The organism is bacterium, from assembly GCA_024742285.1.
Lineage (GTDB): Bacteria > Myxococcota_A > UBA9160 > UBA9160 > UBA4427 > UBA4427.
Genome location: JANSYR010000005.1, coordinates 204,156 through 222,825, shown reverse-complemented (window position 1 = coordinate 222,825; position 18,670 = coordinate 204,156). Strand labels below are relative to the sequence as shown.

The 18,670-nt window shown below is 70.0% G+C and carries 17 protein-coding genes; 12 read left to right on the top strand and 5 right to left on the bottom strand.

From position 1 onward, the window contains the following. Positions 1-3: 3 nt before the first annotated feature. The 6 genes from NXI30_11915 to NXI30_11890 are packed head-to-tail and all read left to right on the top strand — an operon-like array spanning position 4 to position 9,472. A complete protein-coding gene (locus tag NXI30_11915; GenBank protein ID MCR9094916.1) occupies positions 4-2,415 on the top strand; it encodes a DUF2309 domain-containing protein in 2,412 nt (803 codons plus the stop codon). Continuing rightward, a complete protein-coding gene (locus tag NXI30_11910) occupies positions 2,412-3,431 on the top strand; it encodes a LysR family transcriptional regulator (GenBank protein MCR9094915.1) in 1,020 nt (339 codons plus the stop codon). The genes NXI30_11915 and NXI30_11910 overlap by 4 nt, the downstream gene beginning before the upstream one ends. Then, on the top strand, positions 3,428-4,339 hold the full coding sequence (locus NXI30_11905) for a universal stress protein (GenBank protein MCR9094914.1): 912 nt from the start codon (positions 3,428-3,430) through the stop codon (positions 4,337-4,339). The genes NXI30_11910 and NXI30_11905 overlap by 4 nt, the downstream gene beginning before the upstream one ends. A 23-nt stretch (positions 4,340-4,362) precedes the next feature. Beyond that, entirely contained in the window at positions 4,363-6,513 is a 2,151-nt protein-coding gene (locus NXI30_11900; GenBank protein ID MCR9094913.1) for an ABC transporter ATP-binding protein/permease, read from the top strand. Next, the gene (locus tag NXI30_11895) at positions 6,513-7,877 is read left to right on the top strand and encodes an HlyD family secretion protein (protein ID MCR9094912.1); all 1,365 of its coding nucleotides are present in this window, start codon (positions 6,513-6,515) and stop codon (positions 7,875-7,877) included. Before NXI30_11900 ends, NXI30_11895 begins: the two co-directional genes overlap by 1 nt. Continuing rightward, a complete protein-coding gene (locus NXI30_11890) occupies positions 7,874-9,472 on the top strand; it encodes a TolC family protein (protein ID MCR9094911.1) in 1,599 nt (532 codons plus the stop codon). Before NXI30_11895 ends, NXI30_11890 begins: the two co-directional genes overlap by 4 nt. Positions 9,473-9,502: 30 nt before the next feature. Here NXI30_11890 and NXI30_11885 read toward each other — a convergent pair whose 3' ends face one another. Together NXI30_11885 and NXI30_11880 are read right to left on the bottom strand one after the other, a co-directional pair. Beyond that, complete coding sequence (locus NXI30_11885) at positions 9,503-10,276, bottom strand: SDR family oxidoreductase (protein MCR9094910.1); 774 nt, start codon at positions 10,274-10,276, stop codon at positions 9,503-9,505. Between the two features lie 19 nt (positions 10,277-10,295). Then, positions 10,296-11,075, bottom strand: a complete 780-nt coding sequence (locus tag NXI30_11880) for an acetoacetate decarboxylase family protein (GenBank protein ID MCR9094909.1) — start codon at positions 11,073-11,075, stop codon at positions 10,296-10,298. Positions 11,076-11,256: 181 nt separating this feature from the next. On the opposite strand from NXI30_11880, the gene NXI30_11875 reads away from it, so the two are divergent. From NXI30_11875 to NXI30_11855, 5 genes are read left to right on the top strand one after another with little or no spacing between them, the layout of a single operon-like run. Then, a complete protein-coding gene (locus NXI30_11875) occupies positions 11,257-12,126 on the top strand; it encodes an SDR family oxidoreductase (protein MCR9094908.1) in 870 nt (289 codons plus the stop codon). After that, the gene (locus tag NXI30_11870; protein MCR9094907.1) at positions 12,096-12,896 is read left to right on the top strand and encodes an SDR family oxidoreductase; all 801 of its coding nucleotides are present in this window, start codon (positions 12,096-12,098) and stop codon (positions 12,894-12,896) included. The genes NXI30_11875 and NXI30_11870 overlap by 31 nt, the downstream gene beginning before the upstream one ends. Before the next feature lie 7 nt (positions 12,897-12,903). After that, positions 12,904-13,686, top strand: coding sequence for an enoyl-CoA hydratase (locus NXI30_11865; GenBank protein ID MCR9094906.1), 783 nt, complete (start codon positions 12,904-12,906; stop codon positions 13,684-13,686). Between the two features lie 13 nt (positions 13,687-13,699). Beyond that, a complete protein-coding gene (locus NXI30_11860; protein MCR9094905.1) occupies positions 13,700-14,638 on the top strand; it encodes a VOC family protein in 939 nt (312 codons plus the stop codon). Next, on the top strand, positions 14,635-15,525 hold the full coding sequence (locus NXI30_11855; GenBank protein ID MCR9094904.1) for a hypothetical protein: 891 nt from the start codon (positions 14,635-14,637) through the stop codon (positions 15,523-15,525). The genes NXI30_11860 and NXI30_11855 overlap by 4 nt, the downstream gene beginning before the upstream one ends. A gap of 155 nt (positions 15,526-15,680) precedes the next feature. On the opposite strand, the gene NXI30_11850 is transcribed toward NXI30_11855, so the two are convergent. Together NXI30_11850 and NXI30_11845 are read right to left on the bottom strand one after the other, a co-directional pair. Next, the gene (locus tag NXI30_11850; GenBank protein ID MCR9094903.1) at positions 15,681-16,325 is read right to left on the bottom strand and encodes a DsbA family protein; all 645 of its coding nucleotides are present in this window, start codon (positions 16,323-16,325) and stop codon (positions 15,681-15,683) included. Next, complete coding sequence (locus tag NXI30_11845) at positions 16,322-17,029, bottom strand: DsbA family protein (protein ID MCR9094902.1); 708 nt, start codon at positions 17,027-17,029, stop codon at positions 16,322-16,324. The genes NXI30_11850 and NXI30_11845 overlap by 4 nt, the downstream gene beginning before the upstream one ends. Positions 17,030-17,186: 157 nt before the next feature. Here NXI30_11845 and NXI30_11840 point away from each other — a divergent pair, with 157 nt between their 5' ends. Then, entirely contained in the window at positions 17,187-18,080 is an 894-nt protein-coding gene (locus tag NXI30_11840) for an alpha/beta hydrolase (GenBank protein ID MCR9094901.1), read from the top strand. Here the strand turns inward: NXI30_11840 and NXI30_11835 are convergent. Beyond that, entirely contained in the window at positions 18,077-18,532 is a 456-nt protein-coding gene (locus tag NXI30_11835; GenBank protein ID MCR9094900.1) for a glutaredoxin family protein, read from the bottom strand. The two genes, NXI30_11840 and NXI30_11835, sit on opposite strands and share 4 nt — an antisense overlap. Positions 18,533-18,670 lie beyond the last annotated feature (138 nt).

Sequence of the window (18,670 nt, the reverse complement as noted above, 5' to 3'; positions counted from 1 at the left end):
CCCATGGAATCCTTTGCCGAACCGTACCTGAACGACCCCGAGTCCATCGTCGGTGGCACCGGAGACGCGCGGATGCCGTCGACGGTCGAGCACGCCGAAGCGGCCTGCGAGGCGGTTCCGCCGCTCTGGCCGCTCCGCCACTTCGTCGCCGTGAATCCGTACCTGGGCCTGACCGATCGACCCTTCGAGGAGGCCCTCGGTTTCGCCGAACGCGTCTTCGATGCGCCGGCCTTCATGGACGACGACTACTACCAACGTGCGTATCGCGAGGGTCGCTTCGATCACGCCGACCTCCAGGCCGCCTCCCGACTCTCCGGAGACGGTCCGGTCGAGCCCCCCACCTTCCCGACCGCTCTCGACGTGGTCGAGGCGAAGGGCGGACCGAGCCTCGAGTCGATCGTCGTGGACGAGATCTCGCGCTGGTGCGCCGGCCGGTTCGATGCCGGCCAGGCGACCTGGAAGCAGCCGATGCGCGACGTGCCGGTCTTCGAGGCCTGGCAGGCGCACGCACGACTGGATCGCTCGCCGGAGCTCCGGGGCCTCCCCGGACTCCGCGCGTACGTCGACGGCCTGCCGAGCGAGCCCCTCGCGGTGATCGAGACCGTGATGGATCGACTCGGCGTCCCGGCGGACGCGCGGACCGACTACCTCACCCGACTGCTCGGCTCGATCCTGGGCTGGGCGGGGCACGCTCAGTACCGACGGCGGGAGGCCCGGCTGCGCGGCGGGGACGACGATGCCCTGATGGCGCTCCTCGCGATCCGGGCCGCCTTCGACGGCGCGATCGCCGAGGCAAACGCCATCGAGCTCGATGCTTCGACCGTGGTGCGGACCCTGGACGAGCTGCCGACGGCGCTCCGACTGCACCGCCCCCTCGTGCTCCAACGCGCGCTCGAGAACGGCTACCAGCGACGACTCTTCGCCAAGCTCTCGCAGGGCGGCTCGGTCGATCGCATCTCCCGGCCGGAGGTCCAGATCGCCTGCTGCATCGACGTACGCTCCGAGGTGCTGCGGCGCCACCTGGAACGGCAGTCGGGCGCGATCGAGACGATCGGATTCGCCGGCTTCTTCGGGGTCGCGGTCGAGTACGCCGCACCGGAGGGATTCGGTCCGACCTCGCGCTGCCCGGCCCTGATCGCGCCGGCGGTCCGCGCCGAGGAGCGACTCTCCGGCGAGGAACGCGCGGCGTCGGTCGATCGGGGCGCTCGCCGCGGTTGGTTCAACGCCCTGCGCAAGCAGACCGTCGGGTCCTTCCCCTTCGTCGAGACCGTCGGGTGGTTCTTCGGCCTGCGTCTGCTCGGCGATTCGATGGGCTGGTCGCAGACCCGCCCGGACGGACTGCTCCTGCCGGTGACCGAGCGAACGGTCGAGAACCTCGAGCTAATCGACCCGGCGACCCACAGCGCGCCCAAGAACACGGACCTCGCGGAAGGCATCCTGCGCGGCATGGGACTCGTCGACCGATTCGCGCCGGTGGTCGTGCTCTGTGGCCACGGCGGCCAGTCGCCGAACAATCCCTTCGCCTCGGCCCTCGACTGCGGCGCCTGCGGCGGACACGCGGGGGATCTGAACGCGCGCGTCGCGGTCCAGGTCCTGAACGACCCGCAGGTGCGGGAGCAGCTGCTCGCGCGGGGCATCGCGATCCCGAGCGACACGGTCTTCGTCGCAGCGCTGCACGAGACCACCAGCGACCGGATCGAGCTGCTCGAACCGAGTGCCGACCTCTCCGAGGAGACCCTCGCGCGGATCGGGGACTGGCTCGACGAGGCCGGTTCGGCCACGCGCCAGGAACGGCTGCGGGGGATGGGCGGCGAGAGCGGCTGGCGCTCCACTGACGCCGAGATCCGGCGGCGGGCCCGGGACTGGTCGGAGACCCGACCGGAGTGGGCGCTGGCACGGAACGCGGCCTTCATCGCGGCGCCGCGGACGCGAACCCGAGCGCTCGACCTCGAGGGGCGGACCTTCCTCCACGACTACGATGCGGGCCTCGACGGCGATGCCCGGGTGCTGAACACGATCCTGACCGCGCCGATGGTGGTCGCGAGCTGGATCAACCTCCAGTACTACGGCTCGACGGTCGCCCCCGAGCGCTTCGGCGCCGGCGACAAGACCCTCCACAACGTGGTCTCGCACCTCGGCGTACTCGAGGGCAACGGCGGCGATCTGCGGGTCGGCCTCCCTCTGCAATCGGTGCACGACGGCGAGGACTTCGTCCACGAGCCGCTGCGACTGACCGGAATCGTCGCCGCGGACCCGGCGAAGATCGACGCCTGCATCGAGGGCGACGAGGGTCTGCGCAACCTGGTCGACAACGAGTGGATCCACCTCATCGCCTGGGACCTGGAGAACGACACCTTCCTGCGACGCGAGCCCGGCCGACCGAGCTGGTCCGCCTGCGAGGAGGGGACCGTATGAGCACTGCGACCCTCACGCCGATGAGCCCGGAGCCGAGCCAGATCCCCGCGGATGCGGGTCGTCGCCTCAACTATCGACACCTGGCCGCGGTCCACGCCGTCGCCCGGGCCGGAGGTCTCACGCGAGCGGCCGAAGCGCTGGCGCTCGCGCCGCCGACCCTGAGCGCACAGATTCGCGAGTTCGAGAAGACCCTCGGCATGCCCCTCTTCGATCGGGTGCGCGGCGGGCTCACCCCGACCGAGGTGGGCGAGATCGCGATCGACTACGCCGAGCGGATCTTCGCGACCGGCTGCGAGCTGCTCGACGCGGTCGAGCAGCACGCGGCGAGGGGACCCGCCGTCGGCGTCGACGCGCAGGTGCCCGCGAGCCTCGCCGCGCACTGGGTCGAGGCGATGGTCGCGCGCGAGCCCGCTGCCCGGGTGGTCCTCTCGGAGATCGATCCGGCGGACGCGGAACGATCCCTCGCGAGCGGCGAGGTGGACGTCGTGCTGACGACGCGTGCGACCCCGATCGGAGAGGACGGCCCCATGGCGGCGGAGTCCCTCGGCGACTGCGGCCTGGGCTTCTTCGCCCATGCCCAACACGCCGCCGAGCTGTCGGCGGACTTCCCGAAGTGTCTGGACGGCACTCCCTTCCTCGGGACGTCGGACGACGCCGCCATCGACGCCTGGCTGAAGACCCAGGGCGTGCGAAGGCGGGTCGTCGCCATCGCCGACTCGCTCGAAGTGCGGCGCAGCCTCGCTCTGGAGGGCCGTGGGGTCTTCGCGGCACCGGCTGTCCTGTCCCACTCGCTCTGCGCCCGGGGCGATTTCCGATGGCTCGGCACCGCCCACGCAATCCGCACGCAGTTCACGGCCGTTGCCATTTCGGACCGTTATGGTCCTGGTTTTCTCTCCCAGGTCGCGTCCGGGACCCGACAACGGGTAGTTCGCGCCGACGACGATCGGGACGAGGAAGTCCCGTCGCCGGGTCGTTCCCACGACGCCCTCGCGTCCACCACGGAGGTCTCGCGATGAAGAGAATGCTCATCCTCTCTCCCCCTGAAGATCGCTCGGGCCGCGCCCTCACCCTGGGCACGGCGATCGCCGAGCGGTTCGGCGCGGACGTCGACGTTCTGCGCGTCCTCGAGGAAGGCCAGAACACGGCGGCCCTGGACGCGAAGACCCACGACGGAGACTCGCTGCGGGACGTCCTTCTCCGGGCGGAAGCCGAGAGCCTCGAGTCGGCGATCGGGCCGCTGCGCTCGACGTCGCGGACGGTCGACGTCGAGGTCGAGTGGGGCGTTCCGTGGGAGTCGGTCACGTCGCGCGTCAAGGAACGGGGCATCGACCTCGTCGTGAAGCCCGCCGGCGGCCTCTCGCGGTCCGGGAGCGTGTTCTTCGGTTCGACCGCGCTCCATCTCTTCCGCCGTTGCCCCTGCCCGGTCTGGGTGGTCGGCGAATCCGCCGAGCTCCCCGAGCGGATCCTCGCGGCGGTCGACCCGACCGACGAGCCCCATCGCCGCCGTCTCGCCGAGCGCGTCCTGCACTGGTCCGACGAAATCGCGGACTGGACGTGCTCGTCCATCGACGTCGCGACCGCCTGGTCGACGCCGGACTTCGAGCGCGCCGGTGCCCACCTCGCCGCCGAGGCCCGCAAGCGGCTGCGCAATGACGCGTTCGAGGCCACCTCGGCGGAGCTCGACGCACTGCTCGGTACTCGCCGCGAGCCCATCGGTGCCGACCGTCTCCACCTGCTCGAGGGGAGCCCGACCGAAGTGCTGCCGATGATCGCCAGGCAGTCCGCGACGGACCTCATCGTCATGGGCACGCTCAGTCGACCGGATCGCGCGGGGGACCTGCTCGGCGCGACGGCGGAGACCGTCGTCCGCCAGGTCCGGTGCTCGGTCTTGACCGTGCCGCCGAATGCTAAGTTGGCGCTCTGAGCGTCAGAGGGAGTTCAGGCACCATGTCGTCGCCGATCGAATCGGACGGTTCGTCGCATTCTGCGAACGGGCCGGAAGTCCCGCTGTCGCTGATCGCGCTGCTCCGAGAACAGACGCGCTGCCGGAAGCACGAGCTCGACCCCGATGCGGTCGAGGCCGACGGCCCCTTCTCGACCTGGGACGAGGCGCTGTCCAGGGTCTGCCGCTCGGCGGGCATGGTGGCGGAACCGGTCGAGCTGAACGCCCGCGAGGTCTGCTCCGTCGTCCGACGGGACGCCCCGCTGGTTCGTTGGACCCCCCAGACGGGCTGGATCATCATCACCCGCGGTACGCGCGGGCGCGTGCATCTCGTGGTGCCGCCGGTACCTCCGACGCGCATCGATGCGGAGGGGTTGGCGAGTCGCCTCGGAAACGATGCGGACGCGAACCTCGAGCGTTGGCTTCGCGTGGGTGCGGGCTTCCCGACCGCGAGCTCACGAGACGAAGAAGACCCGAGCGCGTTCGAACGGCTGCTCGAGATCCTGGGGCCCGAGCGGGAGGACGTCCTCTCGATCGTGCTCTACGCGGTCTTCATCGGCCTCGTCTCCCTCGCGGTCCCGATCGCCGTCCAGCAGCTCGTCAATACGGTGGCGTTCGGCGGCCTCGTCCAGCCCGTCGTCGTCCTGGCCTTCCTCCTCCTGGTCGGTCTCGCCTTCGGCGCCTCCCTGTCGGCGTTCCAGGCGTACGTCGCGGAGTTCCTGAAGCGGCGGATCTTCGTCCGCGCATGCGTCCATCTCTCGAGCCATCTGCCGCGGGTCTCGATCGACGCGTTCGGCGTCCGGCACGGCCCGGAGCAGGTGAACCGTTTCTTCGATCTGATCACGCTCCAGAAGGCGAGCGCCTCGCTCCTGCTGGATGGGTCCGCGGTCCTCCTCCAGACGGTGACCGGCCTCCTGATCCTCTCCTTCTACCACCCGCTCATGCTCGGGCTGAGCGTGCTGCTGGTGGGCGCGATGTACTTCGTGCTCGTCGGACTCGGGCGCGGTGGGACCGACACTGCGATCCGCGAGTCCTACGCGAAGTACGCCCTCGCCGATTGGTTCGAGGAGCTGGTTCGCCATCCGGCGGCCTTTCGGAGCCACTCCGGACGCGCCTTCGTCTCCGCCCGCTCCGACGCGCTCGCGGCGAGCTGGGTCGAACGACGCTCGCGTCACTTTCGGATCGTCCTCCGCCAGCTCATCGGTTCGCTCGGACTGCAGGTGCTGGTGAACACCCTGGTGCTCGCCCTCGGCGGCTTCCTGGTCGTGTCCGGCGAGCTCACCCTCGGCCAGCTGGTCGCTTCCGAGATCATCGTGGCCGCCGTCGTCGCCGCCTTCGCGCGACTCGGCAAGCAGCTCGAGGTCTTCTACGACCTGCTCGCGGCGGTCGACAAGGTCGGCACGCTCTTCGACCTGAAGACCGAGCGCGAGCGGGGCCGCACGCTTCCAACGCGATCCGGCGGGGCCCGCCTCCAGACTTTCGGCGTCGACCACGCCTTCGACGGGACGCCGGTGCTCGGCGGCGTCAGCCTGAACCTCGGGCCGGGCGAACGCATTGCGCTCACCGGTCCGCCGGCCAGCGGGAAGAGCATCCTCATCGACCTCATCTGCGGTCTCCGCGAGCCGTCGACCGGTCAGATCGAGATCGATGGAGAGGACCTCCGAGAGCTCCGACTCGAGAGCCTCCGGGAAGAGATCGTCTGCATCCGAGACCCCGAGATCTTCGCGGGCACGATCCTCGACAACGTGCGCATCCTCGAGTCGTCGGCGACGCAGGCGGACGTCACCCGAGCGCTCGACGCGGTCGGCCTGCTCGACGAGATCCGCGCGCTTCCCGACGGCCTCGACACGCGCGTCGCGACGGACGGTCTGCCGCTCACGCGTAGCCAGATCGCCCGTCTGATGATCGCGCGTGCCCTCGCAGGCCGACCGCGCCTGCTCGCGATCGACGGAGAGCTCGTGCACCTCGAAGGCATCGAGCGAGAACGCGTCCTCGATGCGATCTTCTCGGAAGAGCGCCCATTCACGGTCATCGTCGTCTCGCGCCGGGAGGACGTCCTCGAACGTGTCGACCGCACGGTCGACCTCGGCGACCGGCGCCTGCGGATCCGGGTCGCCGAACAGAACGCGGCGCTGCCCGCGACGGAGGCAGGCTGATGGCGGAGACCGACGCCACGGGATTCCGACCCGATCATTCCTCCGAGCCCTCGTTCAGCGCGATCGAGCTGGTGCGCGGCCCCTCGGCCCTGCGCATCCTGTCGCGTTTCCTCGGCGGCCTCTTCGGCGCGATCTTCCTGGCGCTGATCATCCTCCCGTGGCAGCAGAACATCCCCGGGACGGGACGCGTCGCTGCGTTCGCGCCGAACGACCGGATCCAGACGGTCGCGGCACCGGTCGACGGACGCGTCCGGAAGACCTGGGTCGTCGAAGGCTCCCGCGTCGAAGCGGGCGACCGTTTGATGGAGATCGTCGACAACGACCCCTCGATCATGGAGCGGCTCGCCACCCAGCAGAGTGCCCTCGCGGGCCAGCTCGCCTCTGCCGAAGAGCGCGTCAGCGTCTACGGCAAGCAGATCGAAGCGCTTCAGCGCGCCCGCGAGCTCTCGATCGAGGCCGCGGAGAGCGAGGTCTCGATCGCGACGGCCCAGGTTCGCCGAGCGGAGGCCGCGTTGACGGGCGCCCGCGCGAAGGCCGAGCAGGCCAGGCTGAACTACGAACGACAGAGCGAGCTCGTCACCGACGGTCTCGTCTCCAAGTTCGACTTCGAAGTCGCACGGCGGGAGTCCGAGGAGGCCGAGGCCATGCTTCGCCAGGCCGGGGAGAGCCTCGAAGCGGCCCGGAACGACGAACGCGCGAAACGCGCCGACCTCGGTCGGATCGACACGCGCGCGACGGCGGAGATCGAGTCGACCCGGGCCGAACGCGAATCCGCGCTCGTCGCGAGCGACGCGCTACGCGAGCGGGTCGCGAGCCTCGAGACCCGGATCGCGCAGCAGAGCATGCAGCTGATCACGGCCCCTCGCGCCGGCACGGTCTTCCGCGTCTTCGCAGCCTCCGGAGCCGAGCTCGTGAAGTCGGGAGATCCGCTCGTCCTGCTGATCCCGGATACCGAGAGCCGTGCGGTCGAACTCTGGGTCGACGGCAATCACGTCCCGCTGATCGACGAGGGGCGACCGGTCCGTCTGCAGTTCGAGGGATGGCCTGCCGTACAGTTCGCCGGGTGGCCCTCCGTCGCGGTCGGGACGTTCGGCGGCAAGGTCGCCCTGATCGACCCGAGCGACGACGGGGCAGGAAGGTTCCGCCTGCTGGTCGTCCCGGACGAGAACGACCAGCCGTGGCCCGCCGCGGAGTTCCTCCGACAGGGCGTTCGCGCCAAGGGCTTCGTGCTCCTCGACCAGGTGAGCATCGGATACGAGCTCTGGCGACAGGCGAACGGCTTCCCGCCGACGGTGGCCTTCCAGCCGGCCGTGGGCACCGGGCGATCCGCCGCCCAAGCGGAAAGGACGAGCGCCCCGAAATGACGATCCGCATTCGCCCTCGGCCCCTCGCGGCCCGAGGCTTCCTGTCGGCGGCGGCCCTGATGGTCGTCGCGACGGGGTTGTCACACGCCGAGGAAGGCGCGACGTCACCCTTGCCGTTCGCCGCCGAATCACCGACCGGGTCGGACGGCATGGTCGTCACCTCTGCCGCACCGCCCGCAGAGGACTCGCTTCTGTTGGAGGCCGTGCTCGAGTCGGCCTCGCTCCACTTTCCGTCCCTACAGGCCCTGCAGGCCGAGCTCGACCTGCGCGCCGCGCAGCTCCAGTCCTCGCGAGGTGCATTCGACGTGCGACTGGGCGTGGAAGGCGAGCTCCGACCGGAGGGTTTCTACGAGCGGGATACGCTCGGCGTCGATCTCGAAGCGCCCACGCGACTCTGGGGAACGACGTTCTCGGGCGGCTATCGGATCGGAGACGGGGATGCGGCGTCGTACGACGCGGGTGCCCTCACCGACGACGACGGCGAGTTCAGCGTCGGCGTCGAGATCCCGCTGCTTCGCGGAGGTTGGACCGACAAGGAGCGGACCCGGATCGCGAAGGCCGAGATCGACCTCCGATCGCTCTCCCCGGAAGCGCAGCTGCGTTGGATCTCCGTGGTCCGGGACGCTTCGCTCGCGTATTGGAACTGGGTCGCCGCCGGACGCCGGCTCGGGATCGCGGAGAGGCTGCTCTCCGTCGCCGAGGAGCGCCAATCCCAGATCGAGCGGCGCGTGCGCGCGGGGGCGGAGCCGGAGATCGATCTCGTCGACAACGGACGTCTGATCGTCGAACGAAGAGCGCGTCTACGCCGCGCGGTCCAGGACTTCGAACAGGCCTCGATCACGCTCTCGCTCTACCGCCGCGACGACTTCGGTTCCCCGAGCGTGCCGGGCCGGAGCGCGCTGCCGCCCCTCTTCCCCGCGGAGCTCCTTCCGCCGGACGCGCGCATCCGGAGCGACCTCGAACACGCCGGCGCCGACCACCCACGCCTCCGACAGCTCGACCTCGCGCGCGAGAAGCTGATGGCCGAGCTCGGGCTCGCCCGGAACGAGCTCCTCCCCGAGCTCGATTTCGAGGTCAAGGGCTCCCAGGACATGGGACGCAACCGCGCCGGGATCGACGAGATCGGCTCGCTCTCCCAGGACTCTCGCGACAGCACCGAGATCATGGCGAAGCTCCGCCTCTCGCTCCCGCTGCAGATGCGAGACGCGCGCGGTCGCGCGACCGCCGCGCAGGCCCGCGTGTCCCGACTCGAGGCCGAGGCGCGCCTCGCTCGCGATCGCATCCTCGCCGAGGTCTACCGTGCTCTCGCCGGGCTCCGTGCCGCCCTCGACCAGACCGAGCAGGCACGCGAGAACGTCCGGCTCGCGCAGCAGCTTCGCGACGCGGAGAGCCGACGCTTCGCGCTCGGCCTGTCGAACCTGATCGACGTGAACATTCGCGAGATCCAGGCGGCGACGGCCTCCCAGGAGCTCGTCGATGCGCAGGCGGCGTTCTTCCGGTCCCTCGCGACCTATGTCGCTCGCGTCGGACGCCCCCCGGCCTCCTTCCTGCGCGACGGGAGATGGATCCCGGGCGGGACAGACGGCGCCTCCTGACGCGGCGCCGCGGCTCTGGCTCGGGACGGCCTACTGCATCACGAGCCCGCCGTTGGGCGAGATCCACTGACCGGTGATGAAGCTGCTCTCGTCGCTCGCCAGGAAGAGCGCGGTATTCGCGATGTCGCTCGGTTGCCCGGTCCGTCCCAGGGGTGTCGCCCGGATCAGCGGTTTGAGCATCGGCTCCGCCACCCCCGCCGTCATGGGCGTCTCGATCACCCCCGGACAGATCGCGTTCACGCGGATCCCGAACCGACCGAGCTCGCGCGCCGTCGAGCGGGTGATGCCCAGGACCGCGGCCTTCGACGCGGCGTAGCTCACGTTTCCGTTCGGCGAGAGACCCGCGATGCTCGACATGTTGATGATCGAGCCCCCGCGTTCCTCGCGCTGCATGATCTTGATCGATTCGCGCAGACAGAAGAAGACGCCGTTCACGTTGATCGCCATGAGCTTCGTGAAGCCCTCGTCGCTCATGTGGATCGTCTGCTGCCCGGTCTCGAGAAGCTTCTCGCGTCCGTCCCCGGGAATGTGATCCACCCCCGCGTTGTTCACGAGCACGTCGATCCGACCGAGCGCCTCGTCGACACGGCCCACCATCTCTCGCACCGAGTCGGGATCCGCGACGTCGACGGCGCACGCGAAGTGGCCGTCCCCGGCGAGAAGGCCGAGCGTCTCCTCGGCGGTCTCCGGGCGAAGGTCCACCGCCGCGATGCGCGCGCCCTCTCCCGCGAGCGTCCGCGCGATCTCGCGGCCGATCCCCGAGCCCGCACCAGTCACCAGCACCACACGATCTTCCAGTCTCATCGTCACCTCCGTCTTCCCGTCAGACCTCGACACCCTCGGATCCGGGCGCGTCGTCTCGTTGATGCAGGAACGGCCACAGCCAGTCCCCGGGCACCGGCCGCACGACCCGGGCCGATCGGGCGTAGCGCCCCTCCCCGAACCGCAGCTCGACCAGCCGACGGACCGGAAGATCCGCGATCGGATCGAAGGGGGAGTCCCAGAGCTCGATCCCGCCGTCGAGTCGAACGGCCGTCGTGGGCTCGAACCGCCAATCGCTCCGCACGAGCTGCGGGTCGTGATCGAAGTCCCGGGTCGGATCCACGGCCGGAAACGCCTTGAAGGAGAAGCTGGTGCTCGCCCACGCGCCCCGATCGAGGTCCTCGCGCCGCCGTCCGCCCAACCGCAGGAAGAGTACGTCGCGTCGGGTCACGGAGGCGCTCACCCCGTCTCCGTCCACGACCAGGTCGACCGTCCCCTGCTTGCGCGGCTCGCCGAAGCGCTCCCGGGCCTCGGCGACCGCCGCCGCGTCGTCGCACGGCATCGAGAGCGGCATCACCCCCGCCGTTCCGTCGTAGTCGACCCGAACCCCGATCAGCGCCGAGCCCCGCTGGAGCGCCCCCTCGCCCACCGTCGCGACGACGATCTCGACCTCGTTCTCCGGCGCGGCTTCGAGCGGGCGGGGCACGACCGCGGCGAGGGCCTCCGGGTCGGTCTCGTAGCGGCCGACGAGCAATCGAACGAAGCCTTCGTCCTTCTCGCGGCGCGCATTCCTGGCGTCTTCCGACTCGCGCGGGCTTCGGGCGTAGCGGACGCGTGCCAAGGTCGGTTCGCCTCTCCACGGGCGCACGGGCCCGCACCGGATGGGGCGCGGAAGTCTCGCGAGCTTCCCCTACGTGGGCAACCCGCCCGCCCCGGGTCCGCTGCGGCCCGCGAAGGAATTCGCGAGACTGGAGCGCCCGCAGAGATGCATCCCCCGCACTTCGAACCTGGAGAACCCGCCCATGTCGCCCATCGCCTTCGTGACCGGTGCCAGCCGAGGCATCGGCAAGGCCGGCAGCCTCGCCCTCGCCGAAGCCGGATTCGACGTGGTCGTGACCGCGCGCACGCTGCAGGCGGGACAGACCCACGACTACGCGGCCTCGAGCGCCGAGGCCGGAGAGCAGACGGCGCTCCCCGGGAGCGTCGAGGAGACGGCGCAGCTCGTCGAGGAGCGCGGCCAGCGAGCGCTGCCGCTGCGGCTCGACCTGCTCGACCGGGACTCGATCGACGCCGCCTTCGAGAAGACCCTGGCCGAGTGGGGCCAGATCGACGTGCTCTTCAACAACGGCATCTATCAGGGCGCCGGTGTGATGGACCCGATGATGGAGCTGCCGGAGGACAAGCTCGAGCTCGTCTTCCAGGGCAACTTCTTCAACCAGCTCTATCTGACGCGCAAGGTCCTGGCTCACATGCTCGAACGCGGGAGTGGCACGATCGTCAACATGACGAGCAACGCCGGCCAGCACGATCCGCCGAACAAGGTGAGCGAAGGCGGTTGGGGCTTCGCCTACGGCGCGTCGAAGAGCGCGTTCCACCGGATGGCCGGCTTCCTCCACGTCGAGTTCAACGACCAGGGGATCCGTGCCTACAACATCGACCCGGGGTACGTCCCGACCGAGGCCCAGCTCGCGCGCTACGGGAAGGACGACCCGATCTACCAGCAGTACATCTCGGTGGGCGCCCCGCCCGAAGTCCCCGCGCAGATGCTCGTCTGGCTCCTCACGAATCCGGAAGCGGCGGAGCGGAGTGGCGAGACCTTCCACGCGCCGCGCTTCGCGAAGGACCACGCGCTCGTGCCCGGTTGGCCCCCGCCGAAGAAGGACCGCCGTTGATGGGTCTGCTCGAAGGCAGGGTCGCCCTCGTGACCGGCGGCGGCTCGGGGATCGGCCGCGTCACGTGTGAGGTCCTCGCCCGCGAGGGCGCGAAGGTCGCCGTCGCCGACTGGGACGAAGAGCGTGCGCGCGAGACCGCCGCGCTCCTCGACGAAGCCGGCGCCGAGGCCCTCGCGATCCATACGGACGTCTCCGACGAGGACGCGGTCCAGGCGATGGTCGCGAAGACCGTCGAGCGTTTCGGAGCCCTCCACTGTGCGTCGAACAACGCCGCCCTCGGCGCGGGCTTCCATCCGACCCACGAGCTCGACCGCAAGCGCTGGGACCGCTGCCTCTCGGTCACCCTGACGGGCGTCTGGCTCTGCTGCAAGCACGAGATCCCCGCGATGCTCGAGAGCGGGGGCGGCTCGATCGTGAACATCTCGTCGATGTCGGGCATCAAGGGCCAGGTCACCCAGGCCGCCTACGCCGCGAGCAAGGGCGGCGTGATCGCACTCACCAAGACGATCGCAGGGGAGTACGCCCAGCGCGGGATCCGGGCGAACTCGGTCGCGCCGGGGGGGATCGAGACGCCGGGGATGGCGACCTACCTCGATGCGAATCCCGGGATCCGCGAGCAGACGGCGGCGGTGCACGCGATGCGCCGCTTCGGCCGTCCGCACGAGATCGCCGACGCCGTCGCCTATCTCTGCTCCGAGCGCTCCTCCTTCGTCACGGGCCAGGTGCTCGGCGTCGACGGCGGCATTCAAGTGAACGCCCACGATCTATGAGGTCCCCATGTCCGAACCCGTCCTGCTCGTCGAACGCGAATCGCCGATCGCGATCGTGACCCTCAATCGACCGGAGCAGCGCAATGCGCTCAACGCCGAGCTGCGGATCGCGATCGGCGACACCCTCGCTGCCCTCGAGCAGGACCCCGAGATCCGCGCGATCGTCCTGACCGGCGCGGGCCGATCCTTCTGCGCCGGCATGGATCTGAAAGAGATCGGCGGAGGGACCGACGGACAGACCGGGTACGAGCTGTCCGTGGCGGGTCAGGATGCGATGCGCGCGGGCTTCGAGAACTTCTCGGGGCCGGTGATCGCGGCAGTCAACGGGGCCGCTGCCACGGCGGGCTTCGAGATGGCGCTGGCCTGCGACATGATCTTCGTCGCGAAGGGCGCGAACTTCCTCGACACCCACGCGCGGGTCGGGATCGTCCCGGGCTGGGGCCTCTCCCAGCGCCTGCCCCGGATCATCGGCATCAACCGCGCCAAGGAGATCAGCCTCTCCGGCAACGCGCTCTCGGCGGAGCGTGCCTACGCGTGGGGACTCGCGAACCGGGTCTGCGAACCGGAGAGCCTGCTCGAGGAGGCCAAGGCCCTCGCCCGCGACATCTGCAGCTGCGTGCCCGGCGTGATGGAGCAGGTGAAGACGATGATCGACACCGGCTACTCGATGCACTTCGACGACGCGATGGCGTACGAGCTCGAGGTCGGCATCGAGTCGTCGAAGCAGATCGATTCGGCGAAGATCGGCGAACGCCGCGCCGGCATCATGGAACGCGGTCGGAAGCAGTAGGAGCGAAGTCCCCATGGCCCTCTCCCTCCAGGCGGTCACCCACGTCAACGTGAACTGCTCGAACCTCGAGCAGTCCTTGAGGTTCTACCGGGACCTCGTCGGACTCGAGCCGCAATCCCATACCCGGCCGGCACCCCAGGCCGGAGAAGGGTTCGGACTGACGGGCCAGGTCGTCTGGGACGCGTATCTCCTCCACGACGACCGCGCCCAGGGCGGCCCGGCGGTCGACCTGCTCGAATGGCAGACGCCGGGCCCGGTCGGCACGCCCCCTCCCGCGGCCAATCACCTGGGCTTCATGCGCGTCTGCCTCGCCGTCGAGGATCTCGACGGGCAGTACGCGAAGATGATCTCCGCCGGCGTGCGCACGCGGAGCGGCGTCGTCTCGACCCCCGTCCTCGAGGGCGAGGACGTCCGATTCTTCTGCTGCGACGACCCGGATGGCACCTGCGTCGAGTTCGTCGAGCGGCGCTCCCCCGGCCCCGTGCGGATGTCCCACATCAACATCAACTGCAGCGACCTCGACGTCTCGAGCGCGTGGTACCAGCGGGTCCTCGGCGTGCAGCCGATCGCGCCGCGAGCCGAACCGCCGGCGGCGAGCGGCGAGGGATTCGGGTTCGACGGAGATTGTCGCTACCGCGCGGACTTCCTCGCCGTCGGCGGGCACCCCGAATCCTTCATTCTCGATCTGCTCGAGTGGATCGATCCGAAACCCATCGGCCGGCCCCTCGTCGAAGCGAACCACCTGGGCCCCTTCCGCATGGCCTTCCAGGTCGCCGACGCCACCGAGTGCTGCGAAGAGCTCGACCGCCTCGGGGTCGAGCACTCGGGGCCGTGCTGGCTCGAGATGGGACCGGACCTGCCGATGATCGACGGGCTCAACGCGGTCTTCTTTCGCGACCCGGATGGCACGATGCTCGAGCTGATCGAGACGCCGAAGATCAGGGCCGAGTGAGCGGGATCCCGATCGTCGATCTCGAGGCGGACGACGCCCTCGTCCGCGCGTCCCTCCGGCGCGCGTTCGAAGAGATCGGATTCGTAGTCGTGGTGGGCCACGGCGTCGATCCAGACCTGCTGCGCGACATCGTGGAGGCCGCCCACGCCTTCTTCGCGCTGCCGGACGACGCGAAGCGGGGGAGCGCTCCGAGGCGCTGGAACCCGTCGGCGACGAACCGCTACCGCGGCTACTTCCCGAGCGACGTCCACGGCAAGGAGGGCCTCGACCTGGGAGACCCGCGTCTGGACGACGCCTCGCTCCTCGCGCGTCCCTACTACGAACGCAACGTGCTTCCCGAGCGCCTCGACCCGTCCTTCGCGCAGGCCGTCGACGCCTGGTTCGAGGCGATGACGCCGCTCGGCACCCGGATCGCCCGGGAAGCCCTCGCGGCGATCGAGGCGGCGCCCGGATGGGCCGACGACGCGCTCGCGCGCCCGACGGCGCAGACGACGCTCCGCTTCAACCGCTATCCGACGGAGACCGCGATCGACTCCGGCGACCCCGAGACCCCCGCCCTCTTCTGCGACGCGCACTACGACAGCGACGTCCTGACCCTGCTCCACCAGGATCGTCAGGGCGGCCTGCAGGTCCGCACGAGAGAGCGGCGCTGGATCGACGTGCCCTACCTCGAGGGCGCGTTCGTCGTGAACACCGGCCGCGCCCTCCAGATCCTGTCCGGAGATCGCTACCCGGCGACGGTCCACCGCGTGGTCCCGACGGAAGGGGCCCGGCTCTCGATCCCCTTCTTTCTGGAACCGCGCTGGGACGCGCCGATCGGGAACGAGACCTACGAGGCCTATCTGACGCGCGCGATGGCCCACTTTCCCGAGTACGTGGACCGCTAGTCGTCGCCTTCGCCAGGCATCCCCGCGTGCAGGGGAACTTCGTCGGCGATCGCGAACCACGGTTCCTCGTGCTCGGCGTTCACGTGGACGCGGCCCGGTCCGGGCGGCTCCTCGTCGAGCGTTCCGACGCCCTCTCCTCCCGGGTCACGTTCGGTTCAGATCGGCCCGGGCCCCTCCTGGCCGTCCAGGAGCCACTCGATCATCGGCAGGTGCTGCCGCCCCTGGAAATACTCGCCCGCCACCAGATACGCCGGCGCGCCGGACATGCCGCGCGAACGCAGCGTCGCGGCGATGGCCTCGGCGGCCTCGGGTCCGCCGCTCCCCGCCCACGCCGTGAAGTCGTCGGCGCTCACGCCCGCCTCGGCGACGTGCTTCGCGACCGCTGCCACGTCCATCGGGTCCAGCTCGACGGCCCAGTACGCCGCGAAGGCCGCCTCGAGGAAGGCCTCGAGCGACGCACGCGCGTGTTCGCGAACGAAGAGCCAGGCGAGTGCGAGCACGGACCAGTCGCCGTTCCGGTAGTAGTCGCGGAGTGTGAGGCCCTGCGCCTCCCCATAGGTCTCGATCTCCCGCGCGATCATCCGCGAGCGGTTGCGACGATGCGCGACGCTCCGGTCGTCGCCCTCGCTCTCCGGCGGCGGCGGTTTCAGCGGGGAGACGCTGCACGGCAGCCAGTTGATCTCGAGGCCCCGACGCCTCCCGAGCTCGATCGTCGGACCGAGCGCCAGATACGCGAGGGGCTGACGCGCGTCCAACAGGACCGTGAGCGTCGCTTCGTCGAGCTGATCGTCGTAGCTCATGCCGGCAACCCGTCGGCGAAGCGGAGGTTGGCGACTCCGGGCGCGCGCCCCTCCCGCCCACCGAGGATCCAGGCGACCCGCGGCAGATGCTCCCGGCCGAACCAGGCTTCGCCTTCGACGAGATACGTCGGCACGCCATAGACCCCCGCGGCGAACGCGGCCTCGTTGATCGCGTCGTGTTCGGTCCGCCCCTCGCCCGCCAGGAAGTCGCGAAAACCCTCGGCGGGGACGTCCGCCTGCGCGAGGACGTCCTCGAGCACGGCGACGTCGTCGATGTCCAGCTCGCGCTTCCAGAACGGTGGATAGGCGACGTCGATCACGCGATCGAGGGCGTCGGCGCCGTGGTGCTTCGCCCAGAGGAACATCACGCCGGCCTGGCTCGAGTCCCAGATCTTGGTCGTCCCGCGTACGGTCCGACCCGTCAGGTTCGCGTAGCGACGTGCGTCCATGTAGGCGTATTTCACGCCGGACCACTGGGTCGGCGTCCGCTCGCTCTTCTCGACCGTCTTGCTCCCCTTCGAAAGCTTCGCCGAGCCGAGATAGCTCGGGATGTCGAGGGTGAAGGGACGCCAGTCGATGTCCACACCGAGCGCGCGCGCCATGTCGCGCGTCGGCTCGATCGCCAGATAGGCGTAGGGGCTCTTGAGGTCGATGTAGACGGCGAGACGCGCGTCTCCGCGCAGGGCGGCGAAATCGGTGCTCATGGAGCGAAGCTACTCGAGGCCCCGGATCCGTGCCGCGGCGGCGCGGGAGATCGGGCCGACCTCGGAGTCAGCCGCGGGGAGGCCCTCCTGGGAGCGCAATCGCGCGCCCCGAAACCTGCTTATACTCGGCTTCGACCGAACGAGAAGGAGAACACCGATGGCGAGCAAGGAACACGACGCGCTGATGGCCGCAATCCCCGGCGGCAACGTCGACCACAACGACCCGATCGACGTCGTTCGCGAGAAGATGCACGCCATCCATCCGAACGCCGCGAGCCCGGGTACGATCGTGGAACCGGTCGACCTCGACGGCGTCGAGGCCAAGTGGATCTACACCGAGGAGAACGCGGACTCGGATCGCGTCGTGATGCACGTCCACGGCGGCGCCTACGTGTCGACGGTGATCGACCACTACCTGAGCTACGGCGAGTTCATGTCCGAGAAGATCGGCTGCAAGGTCGTCTGCTTCCAGTGGACCTGGGCGGACGATGCGCCCTACCCCGCCGCCATGAACGACACGGTGACCGCCTTCCGGGCCCTCGTCGCCCAGGGGGTCGATCCGTCGCGGATCGCCTTCATCGGAGACTCCTGCGGCGGGGCCCTCGCCCTGTCGGCGATGTGCGCCCTGCGCGACTCCGGTGGCCCGCTGCCCGCCTGCATGGTCGGTCTCACCCCCTGGCTCGACGCCGAGCAGACCGGAGACGCCGCCATGAACCCGCGCGGACGCGACCCGTTCGTGAGCGCGGAGTGGATCCGGGCGCGTTTCAAGGACTACGCCGGACCGGACGGCGACCTCAAAGACCCGGGCATCTCCCCCTTCCACTCGAAGCTCGGCGGACTTCCGCCGATCTACCTGTCCGTCGGCGGAATCGACACGACTTCCGACGATTCGACGCGCCTGGCCGAACGCGCGAGCCGCGAGGGCGCGTCGGTGATCGTCGACACGACTGCGGAGATGGTCCACGGCTACATCGGACTCGGCGACGCATTCCCGGAGGCGACCCACGCCATGGAGCGCGTCGCGCTCTTCGTCCGGCAGCAGATCCCCTAGCGCGAGACCTGCACCGCAGTTTCGTCGGGGAGCCCGTGCCCGAGGCGGGCCAGCGCCGCATCGATGCGTCGTTCGTCGTACCCCTGGATCACCTCGGGGCCGACCACGACGATGGGGACCGAAAGCGACTGGTACGCCCACCCCGCGAGCCCGGTCTCCAGCCAGTCCTCTCGCGCATCGATCACGCGATAGTCGACGCCGTGCGCATCGAGCCGTTGGCGCGCGGCCCGCGACCAGGGGCATCGCTCGCTCGAGACGACGAGGATCTCGTCCGCGTCCTCGGCCGGCCAGTAGAGCGACGACGCCACCTGGTCGACGACGAGGATCGCGAGGGCGACGCAGAACGCGAGCTGCAGGACGATCCCGCGCGTCGAGAGACCATGCGGATTCAGGACCCGTGCCAGGATCGACCGCTCTGCCGTGTCGCTCGAGGGCGAGGGCCTTTCCGTCATGCGAGGCTCCGGCGCCGGGACGCCGGCGATGCCACCCGTATCGGCCGGTCGCGCTGGGCGGGCGCGCGCAACTCGCCCGCAATCCTCTCCGTACGCTCACACGATCGAGGGTTCGAGTACCCGCCGGCGGCGGCGCCA